This is a genomic window from Corynebacterium glyciniphilum AJ 3170, assembly GCF_000626675.1.
GTDB classification, from domain to species: domain Bacteria; phylum Actinomycetota; class Actinomycetes; order Mycobacteriales; family Mycobacteriaceae; genus Corynebacterium; species Corynebacterium glyciniphilum.
In genome coordinates this window covers 3155699-3171622 of the sequence record NZ_CP006842.1, presented here as the reverse complement: position 1 = coordinate 3171622, position 15924 = coordinate 3155699, and the positions used below count along the sequence as shown (strand labels likewise).

The window sequence follows — 15924 nt, the reverse complement described above, 5'->3', positions numbered from 1 at the left end:
TTTATCAAGATTTGATAACAACTATAGGGAGTCGGAGGGTCGCACGCCAGAAGCAGGCCGCCGCTCCCCCCTCTACAGCGGTACCGCCGGGGCTCACACTGCCCGTACCGGTGCGGGGGTCGATTAACTCCGTTTCCAGTTCACCCCCGGCCTTTGCAGCTCGAGCGTGCATCGACCCCAGGCCGACACCTCCGGAGAGCAGGCCGTCCCGGGATGAACCGGTAGGGCGTGCGAGGAGATTGGTCATGGAGAGAATGAACGTCCCCTCGGTCACAGTGCAGGTCAGGGATACCGTCGAGTGCTTGAGTGCGTGTTTTGCCGCGTTCGAGGTCATCTCCGTAAGGACTTTGGTCGCGGTGTCCCGGTCGATCCACGTACTGGCCGCGGGCGGTGACGGGGGCAGGGATGCGTGCCGTGGATCCGGGGTATCGGGGGCATCGACGACCGTGGCTATCTCGGACGGAAGGTCAATCCTTACCGAGACCTCCAGCGAATGGGCTTCAAGTTCCTGCTGTGCCTTCTCCAGGGCCACGCTGAGCGGCGGACTGTCGGTGCGCGTGCGGAATGACGTGTGGTTGGGCTTCTCATTGAGCAGTTGCACCATTGTCCGGAGGTTGGACAGCGCTTCCCTGGATTTCTCGGAGATCGTCTCCAAACCGTGACGTGACCTGGCGTCATCATGGGATGTGGGCAAGAGCGTGAGCGCCTGTGCCTGCATCACCACGCTTGTCAGCGACGTGGCCACGGAGTCATGCAGTTCCCGGGCGAGTTCCAGGCGTTGACGGCGTTCCTGCTCGGCGAGTGACGCTCGAAGCTTCTCCTGTTGTCTCCCGTGGCTCGCACGGGACCATCCCACCATGTATGCGGCGGCGAGCACCAGGGCGACGACCGTCAGTGCCGCCACGTCAGTGGACAAGGCCATTGCCTGCGGGTCGAATGCGGAAAGGGCCCAGTGTGCGAGCGCCAGGGAGCCGGCGAGCAGCAGTTGGCCGCTTGCTGCGACGACTTCGACGACAAGCATTGTGAAGAATATGGAGTACAGCGGTGCGACGTCAGCCACCGCGAACATGGAGAGGATCAACACCAGGGACAGCATCGAGGCAGCCACGGGAAAACTCGCCGTACAGGCGACAAGAACGAGGGTCAGTGTGGCGAAGACCACCGTCGTCAGCGGGACTGGTGCCGGTATCTGCAGAAATTCGACGACGGTGAGGACAGCCGCCAGAACCGTTTCGATCACGCCGAGCTGCGTGAGCCGACGGGTGCGGAGGAAGGAGAGCAGCCGGCGGGGACGGTGAGGCGTCCGGGAACTGGCGTTCACGTCAGGGGTACCCTACTGCCTGTAGGAGGACAGGAAGTTCCCCAGGCGGTCGATCGCCTCAGCCAGGTCCTGCTTCCACGGCAGGGTGACCACACGGAAGTGGTCGGGGGAGGGCCAGTTCATGCCTGTCCCCTGCACCATCTGGATCTTCTCGGAGCGCAGCAGATCGAACATGAACTGTTCGTCGTCGTGGATCTCATGGACCTCAGGGTCGATCTTCGGGAAGGCGTACAACGCACCCATCGGTTTGACCACGCTGATACCGGGGATTTCGTTCAACTTCGTGTACGCGGTGTTGCGCTGCTCCAGCAGCCGGCCACCGGGCAGGACGAGGTCGTCAATCGACTGCCGTCCCGACAAGGCCACCTGGATCCCGTACTGGGCGGGCACATTGGCGCACAGGCGGGTGGAGGCCAGCAGTGTCAGCCCTTCGATAAAGCCCTTCGCGTGTTCCTTCGGCCCGGTGATCACGGCCCAACCGGCCCGGTATCCGGCGACCCGGTACGCCTTGGACAGGCCGTTGAAGGTGATACACAGCAGGTCGGGGGCCAGCGCCGCAGTGTTCACGTGCACGGCGTCGTCGTAGAGGATCTTGTCGTAGATCTCGTCGGACAGCAGCAGGAGGGAATGCTCGCGTGCGATGTCGACGATCTTCTGGACGACCTCGCGGCTGTACACCGCGCCCGTGGGGTTGTTCGGGTTGATGATCACGATCGCCTTGGTGCGCTCGGTGATCTTCGACTCGATGTCCTCGATCGACGGTGCCCAGTCATCTTCCTCGTCACAGAGGTAGTGCACCGGCTTGCCGCCGGAGAGGGTGGTCGCCGCCGTCCACAGCGGGTAGTCCGGCGCGGGGATGAGCACCTCGTCGCCGTCGTTGAGCAGGGCCTGGGTGGTCATGGTGATCAGTTCGGAGACGCCGTTGCCGATGAACACGTCGTCGATATCGAAGGCCGGGAAATTCGGCACGACCTCATAGCGGGCGACGATCGCTCGCCGGGCAGACGGAATGCCCTTCGACTGTGAGTACCCCTGCGCATACGGCAGTGCAGCGATCATGTCCTGCACGATCGTGTCGGGGGCATCGAAACCGAAAGCCGCAGGGTTGCCGGTGTTGAGCTTGAGGATGCGGTGACCGTCCGCCTCCATCCGCTCAGCCTCGGAGTTGACCGGACCGCGGATCTCGTAGAGGACGTTCTGGAGCTTCGTCGACTGGTCCAGCGGGCGTGGCTGCCGAGTTCCCGCCGCGTTCTTCTCTTCAGTGCTCATTTCTGTAATTGTGCCAGTCGCCCTGCCGCCGTGACAGCCGACCGTCCGAACTCGCCGGAATCAACGCTGTGGGTCAACCCTGAATCGGGTGGTTACTCCTCGGCGGCGCCGTCTCCGTCACCAGTGCCGGGTCCGGTGTTGCCGCCCCCGCCCTCGGTGCCACCTTCGGTCCCACCGTTGTTGCCACCGCCGTTACCGTTTCCACCACCGTTGTTGCCACCGCCGTTACCGTCGCCGCCGTTTCCGCCGCCCGGGGTGGTCTGGTTGCCGCCGCCATTGTTGCCGCCGTTGTTGCCACCGGTGTTCCCCCCGTTACCGTTGTTACTGCCGTTTCCGCCGTTTCCGGGGTTCTGCTCACTCGGGGCCGGTGCCTGGGAGGACGGTGCAGCATCCTCGGACTCGTCCGGGGTGTAGGGGGTGTATTCCTCAGGCTCGTCGTACTCCGGTTCATAGTAGTAGTCGGTGCCGGCACTGTTGTCGGGCTGAGCGCTGGGGATCGGGCTGCTCGAGTCCCACGCCTCTGGACGTGGGTAGTTCGGGACGACACTGGAGTAGGGGGAATGGCGCTCTTCACCATCGCCGGTGCGCATCAGTGCGACAGCCGTGGCTGCGCCGATAACGGACAGTCCCAGACCGATGATGAGAATCCATCCCCACGTGGGGAACCGTGCGTACCAGGGGCGAGAACCGCTGCCCGGCGGTGGCCCACCGGAATCCCCTCCGCTGCCGGCAGCCGGGGTGGGGGCGGACGACGCATCACCGTCGGTTGTGCTCGCTGCGCCTGCCGCACCGGCTGACTCGGCTGGGCCGGCAGTCGGGATGACGGTGGTGTCTGAATTCTCGTTGCTTTCGGCCAGCCTCTGTTCGTGTTCGGAGATGCGGTCGTCATTGACGACCGGGATGATGCCGGTGACCTCGGGGTCGCGGGCGGAGCCCAGCGGCTCGTCGTCGGTCACCTCTGTCGACTCGGCGTCAATGACCTCTCGGTCGCCCTCCGACCCGGTGGTGTCGTCCTGCACGTCGCCGGAGGACGCAACCTCCGCGTCGTATCCCTCGGCTCCCTCGATGCCGCTGGAGCTGCCCGCAGGTGCGCCGGTGGAACCGCCGTCGGATGTTGCCGTGGCATCGTTGGCATCCTTGGTGCCCATGGAGAATTCGGTGTCCTCGAACGCGTCAGTGTCGCGCGGGAGGTCGTCACCATGGTGGCGGTGGGGGTCTGAGGGATTGCTCATCTGGTCTCTTCGTTTCGTCACACGGTTCTGCGCCGTGCTGTGTGGCACCGGCGCACGGAACGGTCCGGTCTATTCTAGCCCCCGAGGACTGTCACACTAATCCTCGGCGACGTCGGACGTGTCGCCCGGGTCACGCTGAGAGTCGGGAGATGATCTCGCCGCGTGCAGTCTTGCCCTCCGGTGTGCGCAGTAACGGAAAGTTGTGGAGCGCACCGTCGACGACAGTCATGCCGCATCCGGTACGTCGGGAGAGGAGTGTCGCGTCGGCGTGCAGCACGTCCCGGGTGCCGCTCCAGACATGCAGGGGCGGCAGAGACGCGAGTGACATATCGGACGCGCTCAATGGGCTGACCAGTACCGAACCGACGCCGGCCTGTCGTCCCCACGCGTTCCCTGCGACGCGGAGCCCGTCCGGGTGCAGCCAGGGGTCCTCGGCGACGAGTTCATCGGTGCCGGGGCTGCTGCATGCTGCGTCGAGCCAGGGGGAGCTGAGGAGGACCCGGTCGATCCGGTCGATCCTGTCGATCTGTCGGGTTCCGGGGTGCTCAACGCCGTCGAGACGGTCAAGCATCCAGCCCAGTGCGAGTCCGGCACCGGCGGAGTCTGCGGCGAGGCGAATGCTCAGACCTGAAGCGTCGGCCTCCGCGACGGCGCGGTCGAGGACGGCGTCAAGCAGTCGGGCAGCGGCGGTGGCCTCGTACTCCGGTGCCAGCCCGTAGTCCGGGACGATGACCTTCATTCCGGACCCTGCGATGTCACTGATGAAGGCCCAGTGGGCGGTGCTCAGGCCGTGGACGTAACCGCCGCCGTGGACGTAGATGCAGATGTCCAGCGGCGTGTCCCGTGGATCGTCGGTGGCGGGCACGAGGCTGTGCGTGGTGAACTCGCCGTCCGGGGTGGTGATGGTGTCCTTGACCACGTGGTTGACCTGGTAGAGCTCGTGGGGCACAGGTACGGAGGGATGCGGTCGACCCATGAGATCGCGTACTTTCTCCGGCGAGGACCAGGATGCTCTCCCCGAACGTCCGGGGAAGGCGGCGAGGAGGCGCATCTGCAGGCTCATGGGGCTTGATCCTAGGGGACTGCGCTGCGCTCCAGAAAGCTCAGAAAAAAGCTCCGAAAAAAGTTGAGTGGATCGGGAACAACTTTGTCGCGCCGTGAGTTGTACAGGATGTCAGACATTGAGTCGCAAGCACTCAACTCAGGTTGACACCTCGGAACGTCGGGTGCAGACTTGAGCGCGGCTCACTTAACAAGCTCAAGAACAGCAGGAGGAAGTCAACATGGGACGTGCAGTCGGAATCGACCTGGGAACCACCAACTCGGTCGTCAGCGTGCTGGAAGGTGGCGAGGCCACCGTCATCGCCAACTCCGAAGGTGCCCGGACCACCCCGTCGATCGTCGCCTTCGCCAAGAACGGTGAGGTACTCGTCGGACAGTCCGCGAAGAACCAGGCGGTCACCAACGTCGACCGCACCATCCGCTCCGTCAAGCGCCACATCGGCGATGACAGCTGGACCACCGGCGAGATCGACGGCAAGAAGTACACCGCCCAGGAAATCTCCGCCCGTACCCTCCAGAAGCTCAAGAGGGACGCCGAGTCCTACCTGGGTGAGGACGTCACCGACGCCGTCATCACCGTCCCGGCCTACTTCAACGACGCACAGCGTCAGGCCACCAAGGACGCCGGCCAGATCGCCGGCATGAACGTCCTGCGTATCGTCAACGAGCCGACGGCAGCTGCCCTGGCCTACGGCCTGGAGAAGGGCGACAAGGAGCAGACCATCTTGGTCTTCGACCTCGGTGGCGGTACCTTCGACGTCTCCCTGCTGGAGATCGGCGACGGTGTCGTCGAGGTGCGTGCCACCTCCGGTGACAACTCCCTCGGTGGCGACGACTGGGACCAGCGCATCGTCGACTGGCTCGTCGAGAAGTTCAAGACGGCCAACGGCGTGGACCTGTCCAAGGACAAGATGGCCCTGCAGCGTCTGCGTGAGGCAGCGGAGAAGGCCAAGATCGAGCTGTCCAGCTCCCAGCAGGCCAGCATCAACCTGCCGTACATCACCGTCGACCAGGACAAGAACCCGCTGTTCCTCGACGAGACGCTGTCGCGCACCGAGTTCCAGCGCATCACCCAGGACCTGCTTGACCGGACGAAGAAGCCGTTCGAGTCCGTCCTCAAGGATGCCGACTTCAAGGTCGCCGACATCGACCACGTGGTGCTCGTCGGTGGTTCGACCCGCATGCCCGCGGTCTCTGACCTGGTCAAGGAACTGACCGGCGGCAAGGAGCCGAACAAGGGCGTCAACCCGGACGAGGTCGTCGCCGTCGGTGCTGCCCTGCAGGCCGGTGTGCTGCGCGGTGACGTCAAGGACGTCCTGCTGCTCGACGTCACCCCGCTGTCCCTCGGTATCGAGACCAAGGGCGGCGTGATGACCAAGCTCATCGAGCGCAACACCACCATCCCGACCAAGCGGTCGGAGACCTTCACCACTGCCGAGGACTCCCAGCCCTCCGTGCAGATCCAGGTCTTCCAGGGTGAGCGCGAGATGGCCCAGCAGAACAAGCTGCTCGGTTCCTTCGAGCTCGGTGGCATCGCCCCCGCTCCGCGTGGTGTGCCGCAGATCGAGGTCACTTTCGACATCGACGCCAACGGCATCGTGCACGTCACCGCCAAGGACAAGGGCACCGGCAAGGAAACCTCGATCACCATCCAGGACGGCTCCGGCCTGACCCAGGAGGAGATCGACCAGATGGTCAAGGATGCCGAAGCTCACGCCGACGAGGACAAGCAGCGTCGCGAGGAGCAGGAGGTCCGTAACTCCGCCGAGTCGATGGCCTACCAGACCCGCAAGTTCCTCTCCGACAGTGAGGACAAGGTCTCCGAGGAGACCAAGACCAAGGTCGAGGAGGCTGCGACCGCCGTCGACGAAGCGCTGAAGGGCGACGACATCGAGGCGATCAAGGAGGCCGTCGAGAAGCTGTCCGCCGAGAGCCAGGAGATGGGTAAGGCCATCTACGAGGCCGAGGCCGCCAACGCTGAAGGTGCCGACGGTGCCGCCGGCGAGGGCGCCGCTGACGACGACGTCGTCGACGCCGAGGTCGTCGACGAGGACGACAACAAGTCCGGAGATGATTCCAAGTGACCATGCCCGACAACCCCGGTGACCCGGACGTGACCGACGAGGAGTACACCTCGCCGGACCTGGCCGAGACCACCCCGGAAGAGGACGCTGTCATCGACGCCGAGGCTTCCGACGGTGCGGTTGACGCCGAGACCGTCGAGGCCGAGGAAGCTGCCGAGGAAACCACCGAGGCACTGGCCGGCGATGTCGAGGACGGGGTCCCCGAGACCGCGGACGCCGACATCGACGGTTCCGGTGAACTCTCCGATGCGGAGACCCAGCTCGCCGAGCGCACCGCCGACCTGCAGCGTGTCAGCGCCGAGTACGCGAACTACCGTCGCCGTACCGAGCGGGACCGGGTGGGCATCGGTGAGGCAGCGAAGGCGGATGTCGCAGCCTCACTGCTGCCGATCCGGGACGATCTGGATCTCGCCGAGCAGCACGGTGATCTCAACGGTCCGCTCAAGGCCGTGGCCGACAAGCTGGACTCCGTGCTCAACGGCCTGAAGGTCGAGACCTTCGGCGCCGAGGGCGACGAGTTCGACCCGTCGAAGCACGAGGCCGTGCAGGACACCTCCAGCGGTGACGACAAGGCTGTCGGCACCGTCCTGCGCAGGGGCTACCGCCTGGGCGACCGCGTGCTGCGCACCGCCATGGTGGTCATCGCAGACCGCTGACCGACCGCTCCTCCTGGAGCCTCTGAATACGTCTCCGCCCGTGCACGCTTTTCCCTGATTAGCGTGCACGGGCGGAGACTTTTCCAGCGTCAGCCGGCTCCGGCATCGGCAACTGTGCCGCTGAGGGCTCCGCTCAGGACTCGATGCGTGATGCGAGGTAGGCGTCCGGGTGTATCGCCACAACCTGCTGTCCGTCGGCATTGGTGGAGATGTCGGTGAAGGCCGTGGTCTCACCGTCGTGCCAGAGGTGCAGTCGGGCACTGAGCGGCCCGGGATTACTCCGGTGTTGGGTCAGGGCTTCCGTGCTCATGGCCTTGATTCCGTTCACCAGGTCCTGGCCGGTGCTGACCTCACGGACCAGCATCAGATGGCGGTGGGGGACGGCGACGAGCACGCCGTGGGTCATGTCGAGGCCCGGAAGCCACCGGGGAAGCAGGTCATCGAGGAACAGGGCTGCGCTGGTCAGGAAGAACGAGTCGGACTCCACCGTCCAGAATCGCGCCGCGGTATCGGCCTTCTGGACAGCCCCCTGAACGATCTCCTGGACCGGGGTCGTACTGACCTGGCAGTCGGTGAGTTCCTGCCAGGTGTTGCGGTAGCCGACACGGTACAGATCGCTGAGTTCCTCGGCCGTCGCCGAACCATGGGCGGCCAGCGCGGTGTCATCGAGCACCACGACCGTGTCGGGCGTGTCGAGGGCCAGGGAGACGTGCAGATCACCGGTGAACTCCCGGGAGGCGTCGTTGACGGTTCCCGACATGGCGGCGAGTGTCTCTCCGGTTGCGAGCCGGATACGGAGGTGTCGCAGGAAGTCGGCGTCGGGCAGGTCCGCGAGGTCGGGGCGGGCCTCGGCGCCGGTACCGGTGGTGACCGTATGGATGTGTCTGCGGATCAGGTCGAGGAGTTCGGAGAGGTTGGCGTGGGCTCCCGCATCGGCGAGCTGCAGCGAGAGGGTCTCGAGACCGATCAGCAGCGTTGTCGTGGACGGGGGTTCTGTGCCCGCCGTGCCCACTGGGCCTACCGTGCCCCCGGGGCGTGACGGCGGTGTCACACACCGTGCCTCGATGAGACCGTCGGCCCGCCAGGAGGTGTCGAACCCTTCTTCGTTGAGCAGCCGGATCGTCTGCTCGCGGAGGAAGTCCGCGCGGTGCCGCGGAAGGTGGGGGAACATGCCGTCCGGCGCCGTGGGGTCGGCGCTGCCCCGGGTGGCGTGGCGCTTCCGGCGGTCTCGGAAGAACATGGTTATCTACACTAACAACCGGTCACACGGCGCGGTAGTACTCCGCCCGGTACACCTGAGACTCCGCCGCGGACGCGCTGACCTTGGCACGACGTTGCGCCATGATCCGTACCTGGGGCCGTCCCCCCCGGGCGCCGACGGCCGTCACGGCGCTGTCGGACGAGGATTCCGGGTCGTCCGGCAGGGCATCACCCAGGTCCACGGTCTCGGTGAACCGGCCCTCAGCGACGACCAGTGACGTCTCGTCGACGAGCCCGCGGACCTGCTGTCCCATGACGCGGATACCGAGCCGTCCCCCGGTGCCGTTGACGCCCTCGACGATGAGCGTGCCCGGGCGGTCACCGCGACGCACGGCGACGTCGGTCAGAGCGACGCTCATGTCTCCGCTGACCTCCTCGGGGCCGGGGAGCTCGAGATCAAGATCGCCGGTCACCACCACCGGGGAGCCGGATACGGTGACGCTCCCGCCGTCGAGATCGATGTCGCGGCCGAGCACGTCCTGGCATAAGGTCGCACCGGGGACGGTGACCTTCAGGGATGCACCCTCGGGCGGGATCCATGGCTCGGGGTGGGGGAAGTAGCTGTCGGTGCCGTGGGTGGCGTTGTTGAGATAGCCGTCCTGTCTGCTCCAGAGCACCCAGAATGCCGAACCACCGCGGGAGAACCGCAACCCCCGTAGGTCAGGATGAGGGGACTCGATCCAACCGAGGAAGGACGCACCGTCGAGCATCTCTGCGGCGAAGGCGAAGGCGGGGAGGGACGGCTTGGGTGAGCGGTCCACGTGCAGGAGCCCGTAGTGGTACTCGGATTCGGTGGGGTTCACACCGTACTTGTCGTGCCAGAGTCCATCGGCGAGTTGGAACCAGTGCACCCCGGCGACGCCCTCCGCCTTCGAGAGCATGAGGGTCAGCAGGACGGAGTCTGCGGCGGTGCGTTCATCGTCGTACCACCAGGCGTTGGGACGGGTGCAGGCGTAGGTTTCGGTGAGCCAGAGCTCGGTGGGGGAGTCGCTGTCGGTGGCATGGCCGTCTAGATAGGCGCGGGCGGTGCGGACCTGGCCGAGGAAGTTCCATTTCCCACCGTCGTAGTCCGGGACGTAGTTTCCGCGACCTGCGTGTTCGGCGATGCCGTCGAGGAGATGCCACCCGTCGCGGTCGCGGATGGTGTCGAGGAACTCAGCGTCCCATCCTGCCAGCGGCATGGCGAGCAGCTTCGCGTCAGTGCCACGTCGGTCCATCTCGGCGCGGAAGGGGATGAGCCATTGGTCGGTGTACTCGGTGGCGAGCTCGACGGTGTCGACACCGGTGAGGCTCCATTCGTTGAGGAGCTCGTAATGTGCGGCACCGGCGTCCTCCCCACGGTCGAGGGCTTTCTCCGCCCATTCGCGGAAGCTGTCGTCGCCGGAGGGGTCGTCGAATTGCCCGGGGGACCCGCCGGGTTGTGCGGCGGTGCTGATGCCGAGTTCGCTGGATTCCTCCGCGGTCAGCCAGGGGTTACGCAGGTGCCGGATACCGAGGCGACGCCACAGGGAGCGTTCGGCACCGCGTGACTCCAGCCCGGGGCTCTGCGCGCTGCCGGGGGACGGGGTGGAGGCGAAACCGCCGAGTCCGATGATGGACTGGTCGGACGGCCCGAAGTCGTGGTCGGGCCAGACGGCGGCGGCGGTACGGGCGAAAGAGTCGGCACTGGTGGCTTCGATCGAGCACCAGGACCGCGGGCCGGGCAGGTCGATGGTCACGTCGGTGTCGACGTAGTCGGCGTCCTGCGGGATGGCTACCTCATGGCGGGAGCGGTGGATCTCAGTGCCGTCGAAATCACGGGCGGTGACCTCGATGCTGGTGCTGTGCTGGGACCGGGCGGATCGTCCGGCGAGGCCGATGGTGAAGGTGCGCGGGCCACTGCTGGCGACGACGTTGTAGGTGGCAGCACTGGTGATGTCGACGGTGGGGTCGGGCAACCCTGTGCTCCCGAGTACGGCACCGGCGAGCAGTGTCCGTCCGTTGTCGACGAGGCTGCGGGCTGCGCCGACGGTCGTGTCGGCGCGGAATTCAAGACGGGAGCGCCAGACCCCGTCATCGTCCCGGGAGGGGGCGGCGTGCAGTGTGGTGGTGCTGCGGGACGTGCTGGTGGCGGTGGTGATACAGCCGTAGAGACGGGATGTCCCGTCGCCCCCCTCGCTCCCCGGCACGTCCCAGTCGACGAAATTGAGTTCGGCGACGCGCTCCTGGACGGGCACGCCGCCGCGGCTGTCACGTACCCACCGGCTGGCGGGGACGTGGAGTTCGGATGTCGCGCGGGCGTCGACGAGGGTGCGGTAGACGCGCCCACCGCGCAGCAGAGGGCGACCCGCGGAATCGAGACCGTCACCAGGTGCGGTGAACTCCCAGTCGGCGGTGACCCGTCCCCCGTCGGCACGGTAGGTGACCGAGGCGGTGTAGTCCGGGTCGGTCACCTCGAAGTCGATGCGGACAGGACCGGAACTGGGACGGCCGTTGCCGGGGTCGTCGACGGTGGCGCCACGGGTGCCGGTGGAGGTGGTCAGCCGGTATCCGTCGAAGTGGATCAGGTGGCGTCCTGCAGTGGTCAGGACGGTGACCCGCCCGGGATGGCCGTCGCCGCCGACCTGCAGCTGCAGCGGGCCGGGATCCACGGCGCGGGGAAGCCCGTCGGACTCGTCGCCACTGCCACGGCTGCGGAGCAGCGCCCCACCGCCGATGACAGCACCCGCTCCGAGGACACCGATGCCGCCGACACCACCGATGAGGAAGGCCCGCCGACTGAGTCCGCCGGACGTACGTGCGGTGTTCACTTTCTTCTTCACCGTGGTCAGTTCTCGCTCTCGAGCCGGGACAGCAGGTAGTCGTCAGGGTCGATCTGGAGGATTCGTTGCCCGTCGTCGCCGGTGGTGATGTCGGTGAAGACACGGATGTCACCCTCGTGTGACAGGTGGAGCCGGGCAGTGAGCGGGCCAGGATTGGCCGTGAGTTGGGCAAGCGCGACCGAGGTCATGGTGTTGATGCCGTCGAGCAGGTCCTGCCCCGCAGTGACCTCCCGGACGAGCATCAGGTGGCGGTGTGGCACGGTGATCATCACTCCGGCGGAAGTGTCCATGTCGGGGAGCCAGCGGGGCAACAGTTCGTCGAGAAATAAGGGGGCGCTGGCGAGGAAGAAGGAATCGGACTCCACGACGTGGAAGTGCGCGCCGGGGGCGTCACCGTGCACATCCCCACGGACCTCATTGACGTCGACGGAGGCGTCGTGGAGTTCCTGCCAGGTGTTGCGGTACCCGACGCGGTAGAGGTCGGCGAGCTGTTCCCGGGTAGCGGTACCGTGGGCGGCGAGTGCCTCGTCGTTGAGGGTCATGATGGCGTCCGGGGTGTCCAGGACGAGAGAGACGTGCAGGTCACCGGTGAAATCGCGGGTAGCGTCGTCCACGGCACCGGATGCGGCGTCCAGGGTGCCGCGGGCAGCGAGACGGACGTGCAGCTGCCGGAGGAAATCGGCGTCGGTCAGCGCCTCGACGTCGATGTCGGTGAGAACCGTGGCGAGGAAGTATCGGATCAGCTCGGTGATCTCGGACGCCGGGGCGTGTGGTGCGGCGGCGATCTGGAGGGAGAGGTTGTCCAGTCCGATGAGGTGGCGGGACTGCGGGGGCGGGGCGTCCTGCTCGTCCTGCCCCTCCTGCCCGCGGGCGGGTGTGGCGACGATGTACCCGTCCGGGCGCCAGGTGGTGTCGAACCCCTCGGCGTGGAGGTACCGCATCGTCTCCTCCCGCAGCAGGTCAGCACGCTGACGGGGGAGGTGGGGGAACATTGCGTCGGGTGCCTCCGGGTCGACGACCCGCCGTGGGGTGGGCCGCTTCCGACCGTCTCTGGAGAACATGGGAACCTACCCTAACAGCCGGGAATGTCTGCCGCGCGGCGTGCGTTAGAGGAGATAGACCTTAGCGTGATAGGCTCAAGTTTCATGAGAGGGTTCCGGGCTCTGCGGCCAGTGGCGGCGGCCCCCGGAGAGTCAGCAGAAGACCGGAGACCCCGGCACAACCGGGACTGTTCAGGAAGAGAGGAACCAGGTGGCCCAGAAGGAGTGGATCGACAAGGACTACTACGCCGACCTCGGCGTGTCGTCCACCGCGGAGGCCGACGAGATCAAGAAAGCCTACCGCAAGATCGCGCGGGAGAACCATCCCGACGCGCATCCGGGCGACACTGCGGCCGAGAACCGGTTCAAGACCGCCTCGGAGGCTTACTCCGTACTCGGTGACAAGGACAAGCGTGCCGAATACGACGAGTTGAAGCAGATGGTTGCCAGCGGTGGCTACGGGGCTCCGGGAGGTGGCTTCGGCGGCTTCGGTGGTGCGCCCGGTGGAACCGGGGGCGCTGGTGGCACTGGTGGCGCTGGTGGCTTCGACGGTTTTGATCTGGGTGACCTGTTCAACCGTGCCGGCGCGGGCGGCGGCGGTGGCGGTTTCGGCGATGTCTTCGGTGACATGTTCGGTGGTGGAGGAACCCGGGGTGCCGGCACCCGTACCCAGCGACGGACCCGTGGGGCGGACGTCGAGACGGAGATCACCCTGGATTTCCGTGAGGCGACCAAGGGTGTCACCGTCCCGATTCGTCTGACCAGCCCGGCGGCATGTACGACCTGCCACGGATCCGGAGCGACACCGGGGACGTCGAGCGCCCGGTGCGGCACCTGTTCCGGGACCGGTGTGGTGTCGGAGAACCGCGGTGCCTTCGGGTTCTCCCGCCCCTGCTCTGACTGCAACGGAACCGGAACCCGGATCGAGGACCCGTGCCACGACTGCTCGGGGACCGGCCGGATCACCCGCACCCGGACGATCACCGTGCGCGTGCCCGCCGGTGTCGTCGACGGGCAGAAGGTCCGGCTCGCCGGCCAGGGTGAGGCAGGCGAGCGCGGGCGGCCCGCCGGTGACCTGTTCGTCACCGTCCATGTCCGTCCCGATGACCTGTTCACCCGCAACGGTGACGACCTGAAGATGACCGTGCCGGTCAGTTTCACCGAACTCGCCCTCGGCGGGGCGGTCACCGTGCCGACACTGGACACCCGCGTGCGGGTGAAGATCCCGGCGGGAACCGCAGACGGGACGACGCTGCGTATCCGCGGCCGCGGTGTCACCAAACGCAATGGTGCATCCGGTGACCTGTTGGTGACGGTGAAAGTCGCGGTGCCGAAGAATCTCGACGAGGGCGCGGCGAGTGCGTTGCGTCACTACGCTGAGGAAGAGAAACGAACCGGTTTTGACCCCCGTGCGGGCTGGTCCGGCAACTGACAGACAGCTGGTGATTGAAGATGAGTGACAGGAACGGAGACGTTCCGGGCGAATCCCGGGAGGTGTTCGTGATCTCCGTCGCCGCGGAGATCACGGGGATGCACGCACAGACCTTGCGTACCTACGACAGGTTGGGTCTGGTCTCGCCCGAGCGCACCAGTGGCGGTGGACGCCGCTATTCGCGCGACGACATCGACCAACTGCTGGAGATCCAGCGGCTCAGCCACGACGAGGGGGTGAACCTCGCCGGGATCAAGGCGATCATCGACCTTCAGAACCAGGTCCGGGACCTGAAGGACGAGGTCGACGTCCTGCAGCTGCGCCTCGCGGCCGCTGAGCAGAACTCCGGACAGACGGCGCGGGGTGGACGACGCGGTGAGATCGTCCACGTCCCGCGGTCCACCGCGGTGGTGCTGTGGGAGCAACGGCGGCGCAGGGGGCGCGGCGGCCGGGGTGGTGGTCAGGACGGGGGCGACAGCTCATCGTCGAGCGGTGAGCGCTGACCGCAGCATCAGCGGCAGCAGTACGAGCGGGATCAGGCCGCCGACCACGGCGAGTGCCTGGTAGCTCACTGCGCTCATCAGTGCACCGGAGGCCAGTCCGGCTGCTGCACCGGCGACCGCGACGAAGACATCGATGGTGCCTTGGACCTGTGGTCGGTTGTCCGGCACGGTGGCGTCGACGACCATGGCGGTGCCGGAGACCAATCCCAGGTTCCAGCCGAGTCCCAGCAGCATCAGGGCAACGACCAGGAGAACCAACGAGTCGCCCGGAGCCAGGGCGGCCAGTGCGCCGGTGGCCAGCAGGACCGTCCCACCGGCGATGGCCACGGGAAGACGTCCGACGGTGTCCACGAGTCGTCCGGTCACCAGGGACGGCAACCACATCGCGCCGACGTGCAGACCGATGACGAGCCCCACCGCGCCGATGGAGTGGTGGTGGGCCTGCATGTGCAGCGGCGTCATCGTCATGATCGAGACCATGGTGATCTGCGTGAGAATCATGATCGCCGCACCCAGGCGTACACCGGCCGGGTGGCCGGTGGCGGGACCGTCGGTCGGGGTCGCGGTGCCGCCGGCTGGAGCGAGGCCCGCAATCTCACGGGCCAGCAGGTAGGGGTCGGGACGCAAGAGGAGGAACAGCACGACACCGGCGCCGGCGTACGCCACCGCAGCGAGGAGGAACGGGCCGGCGAGCGTCGGGATTCCCAGGGACTCGGCCACCCGCCCCATCGGTTCGACGAGGTTGGGTCCGGCGACAGCACCAATGGTGGTGGCCACCATCGCCATCGACGTGCCGTGGCCACGTCGGTCCTCGGGGGGGCGAGGTCGGCCCCGGCGTAGCGGGCCTGCAGGTTCGTCGCCGTGCCGGCACCGTAGATGAACAACGAGACGAAGAGGAGCGCCGGGTTGTCGAGCACGGCGGCAATAAGGACACCGACGGCGCCGAGGCCGCCGGCGAGGAACCCGGAGGCCAGGCCGGCGCGTCGGCCGAACCGTCGGGTGGACTGGCCCACAAGGAATGCTGTGAGGGCGGAACCGAGGGTGAACAGACCTGTCGGCAGGCCGGCGAGGCGGTCAGAGCCGAGCATCTCCTGCGCCAGCAGGGCACCGACGGTGATGCCCGCTGCGAGTCCCGCGCCGCCGAGAATCTGACTGAGGATCACGACCCGCAGTGTGCGCTGGTGGATACGGTCGATGTCGACAGCGTCCAGGGTGTCCGCAGTGTTCACGGCATCTGCGTTCTCCGGAAGCTCCATGAGCTCGG

At 66.6% G+C, this 15924-nt stretch carries 13 protein-coding genes; 4 read left to right on the top strand and 9 right to left on the bottom strand.

Annotation, left to right across the window (positions count from 1 at the left end; all coding sequences use genetic code 11):
* Positions 1-4: 4 nt before the first annotated feature.
* From CGLY_RS14830 to CGLY_RS14815, 4 genes are all read right to left on the bottom strand, one after another.
* Entirely contained in the window at positions 5-1321 is a 1317-nt protein-coding gene (locus CGLY_RS14830; protein ID WP_038550388.1) for a sensor histidine kinase, read from the bottom strand.
* Between the two features lie 12 nt (positions 1322-1333).
* Positions 1334-2590: a pyridoxal phosphate-dependent aminotransferase gene (locus CGLY_RS14825; protein WP_038550386.1), complete on the bottom strand. Its 1257-nt coding sequence runs from the start codon at positions 2588-2590 to the stop codon at positions 1334-1336.
* Positions 2591-2682: 92 nt separating this feature from the next.
* Positions 2683-3822, bottom strand: coding sequence for a hypothetical protein (locus CGLY_RS17715; protein WP_052540341.1), 1140 nt, complete (start codon positions 3820-3822; stop codon positions 2683-2685).
* A gap of 130 nt (positions 3823-3952) precedes the next feature.
* Positions 3953-4885 carry an alpha/beta hydrolase fold domain-containing protein gene (locus CGLY_RS14815; protein WP_227590300.1) on the bottom strand — a complete coding sequence of 311 codons (933 nt, stop codon included), beginning with the start codon at positions 4883-4885 and terminating at the stop codon, positions 3953-3955.
* Between the two features lie 220 nt (positions 4886-5105).
* On the opposite strand from CGLY_RS14815, the gene dnaK reads away from it, so the two are divergent.
* Together dnaK and grpE are read left to right on the top strand one after the other, a co-directional pair.
* Entirely contained in the window at positions 5106-6968 is a 1863-nt protein-coding gene (gene dnaK, locus CGLY_RS14810) for a molecular chaperone DnaK (protein WP_038550382.1), read from the top strand.
* Positions 6969-6970: 2 nt separating this feature from the next.
* The gene (gene grpE, locus CGLY_RS14805; RefSeq protein ID WP_038550380.1) at positions 6971-7624 is read left to right on the top strand and encodes a nucleotide exchange factor GrpE; all 654 of its coding nucleotides are present in this window, start codon (positions 6971-6973) and stop codon (positions 7622-7624) included.
* A 133-nt stretch (positions 7625-7757) separates the two neighbouring features.
* Here the strand turns inward: grpE and CGLY_RS14800 are convergent, their stop codons facing one another.
* The 3 genes from CGLY_RS14800 to CGLY_RS16930 are packed head-to-tail and all read right to left on the bottom strand — an operon-like array spanning position 7758 to position 12746.
* Complete coding sequence (locus CGLY_RS14800; RefSeq protein ID WP_038550379.1) at positions 7758-8864, bottom strand: hypothetical protein; 1107 nt, start codon at positions 8862-8864, stop codon at positions 7758-7760.
* Between the two features lie 22 nt (positions 8865-8886).
* Positions 8887-11673 (bottom strand): hypothetical protein, encoded by a 2787-nt coding sequence (locus tag CGLY_RS14795; RefSeq protein ID WP_038553412.1) that lies wholly within the window; start codon positions 11671-11673, stop codon positions 8887-8889.
* Positions 11674-11690: 17 nt separating this feature from the next.
* A complete protein-coding gene (locus CGLY_RS16930; protein WP_052540339.1) occupies positions 11691-12746 on the bottom strand; it encodes a hypothetical protein in 1056 nt (351 codons plus the stop codon).
* Between the two features lie 190 nt (positions 12747-12936).
* Here CGLY_RS16930 and dnaJ point away from each other — a divergent pair, with 190 nt between their 5' ends.
* On the top strand, positions 12937-14157 hold the full coding sequence (gene dnaJ / locus CGLY_RS14785; protein ID WP_038550377.1) for a molecular chaperone DnaJ: 1221 nt from the start codon (positions 12937-12939) through the stop codon (positions 14155-14157).
* Positions 14158-14177: 20 nt separating this feature from the next.
* A complete protein-coding gene (locus CGLY_RS14780; protein WP_038550374.1) occupies positions 14178-14660 on the top strand; it encodes a heat shock protein transcriptional repressor HspR in 483 nt (160 codons plus the stop codon).
* Here CGLY_RS14780 and CGLY_RS18050 read toward each other — a convergent pair.
* On the bottom strand, positions 14637-15161 hold the full coding sequence (locus CGLY_RS18050) for an MFS transporter (RefSeq protein WP_320406894.1): 525 nt from the start codon (positions 15159-15161) through the stop codon (positions 14637-14639). The genes CGLY_RS14780 and CGLY_RS18050 overlap by 24 nt on opposite strands.
* The gene (locus CGLY_RS18045; RefSeq protein WP_320406893.1) at positions 15158-15916 is read right to left on the bottom strand and encodes an MFS transporter; all 759 of its coding nucleotides are present in this window, start codon (positions 15914-15916) and stop codon (positions 15158-15160) included. Before CGLY_RS18045 ends, CGLY_RS18050 begins: the two co-directional genes overlap by 4 nt.
* Positions 15917-15924: the final 8 nt, after the last annotated feature.

What these genes read in the sequence shown, in the direction of transcription:
- CGLY_RS14825 (WP_038550386.1), bottom strand. Translation starts at nt 2,590, where the DNA reads ATGAGCACTGAAGAGAAGAACGCGGCGGGAACTCGGCAGCCACGCCCG.
- CGLY_RS17715 (WP_052540341.1), bottom strand. Translation starts at nt 3,822, where the DNA reads ATGAGCAATCCCTCAGACCCCCACCGCCACCATGGTGACGACCTCCCG.
- CGLY_RS14815 (WP_227590300.1), bottom strand. Translation starts at nt 4,885, where the DNA reads ATGAGCCTGCAGATGCGCCTCCTCGCCGCCTTCCCCGGACGTTCGGGG.
- dnaK (WP_038550382.1), top strand. Translation starts at nt 5,106, where the DNA reads ATGGGACGTGCAGTCGGAATCGACCTGGGAACCACCAACTCGGTCGTC.
- grpE (WP_038550380.1), top strand. Translation starts at nt 6,971, where the DNA reads ATGCCCGACAACCCCGGTGACCCGGACGTGACCGACGAGGAGTACACC.
- CGLY_RS14800 (WP_038550379.1), bottom strand. Translation starts at nt 8,864, where the DNA reads ATGTTCTTCCGAGACCGCCGGAAGCGCCACGCCACCCGGGGCAGCGCC.
- CGLY_RS16930 (WP_052540339.1), bottom strand. Translation starts at nt 12,746, where the DNA reads ATGTTCTCCAGAGACGGTCGGAAGCGGCCCACCCCACGGCGGGTCGTC.
- CGLY_RS14780 (WP_038550374.1), top strand. Translation starts at nt 14,178, where the DNA reads ATGAGTGACAGGAACGGAGACGTTCCGGGCGAATCCCGGGAGGTGTTC.
- CGLY_RS18050 (WP_320406894.1), bottom strand. Translation starts at nt 15,161, where the DNA reads ATGATTCTCACGCAGATCACCATGGTCTCGATCATGACGATGACGCCG.
- CGLY_RS18045 (WP_320406893.1), bottom strand. Translation starts at nt 15,916, where the DNA reads ATGGAGCTTCCGGAGAACGCAGATGCCGTGAACACTGCGGACACCCTG.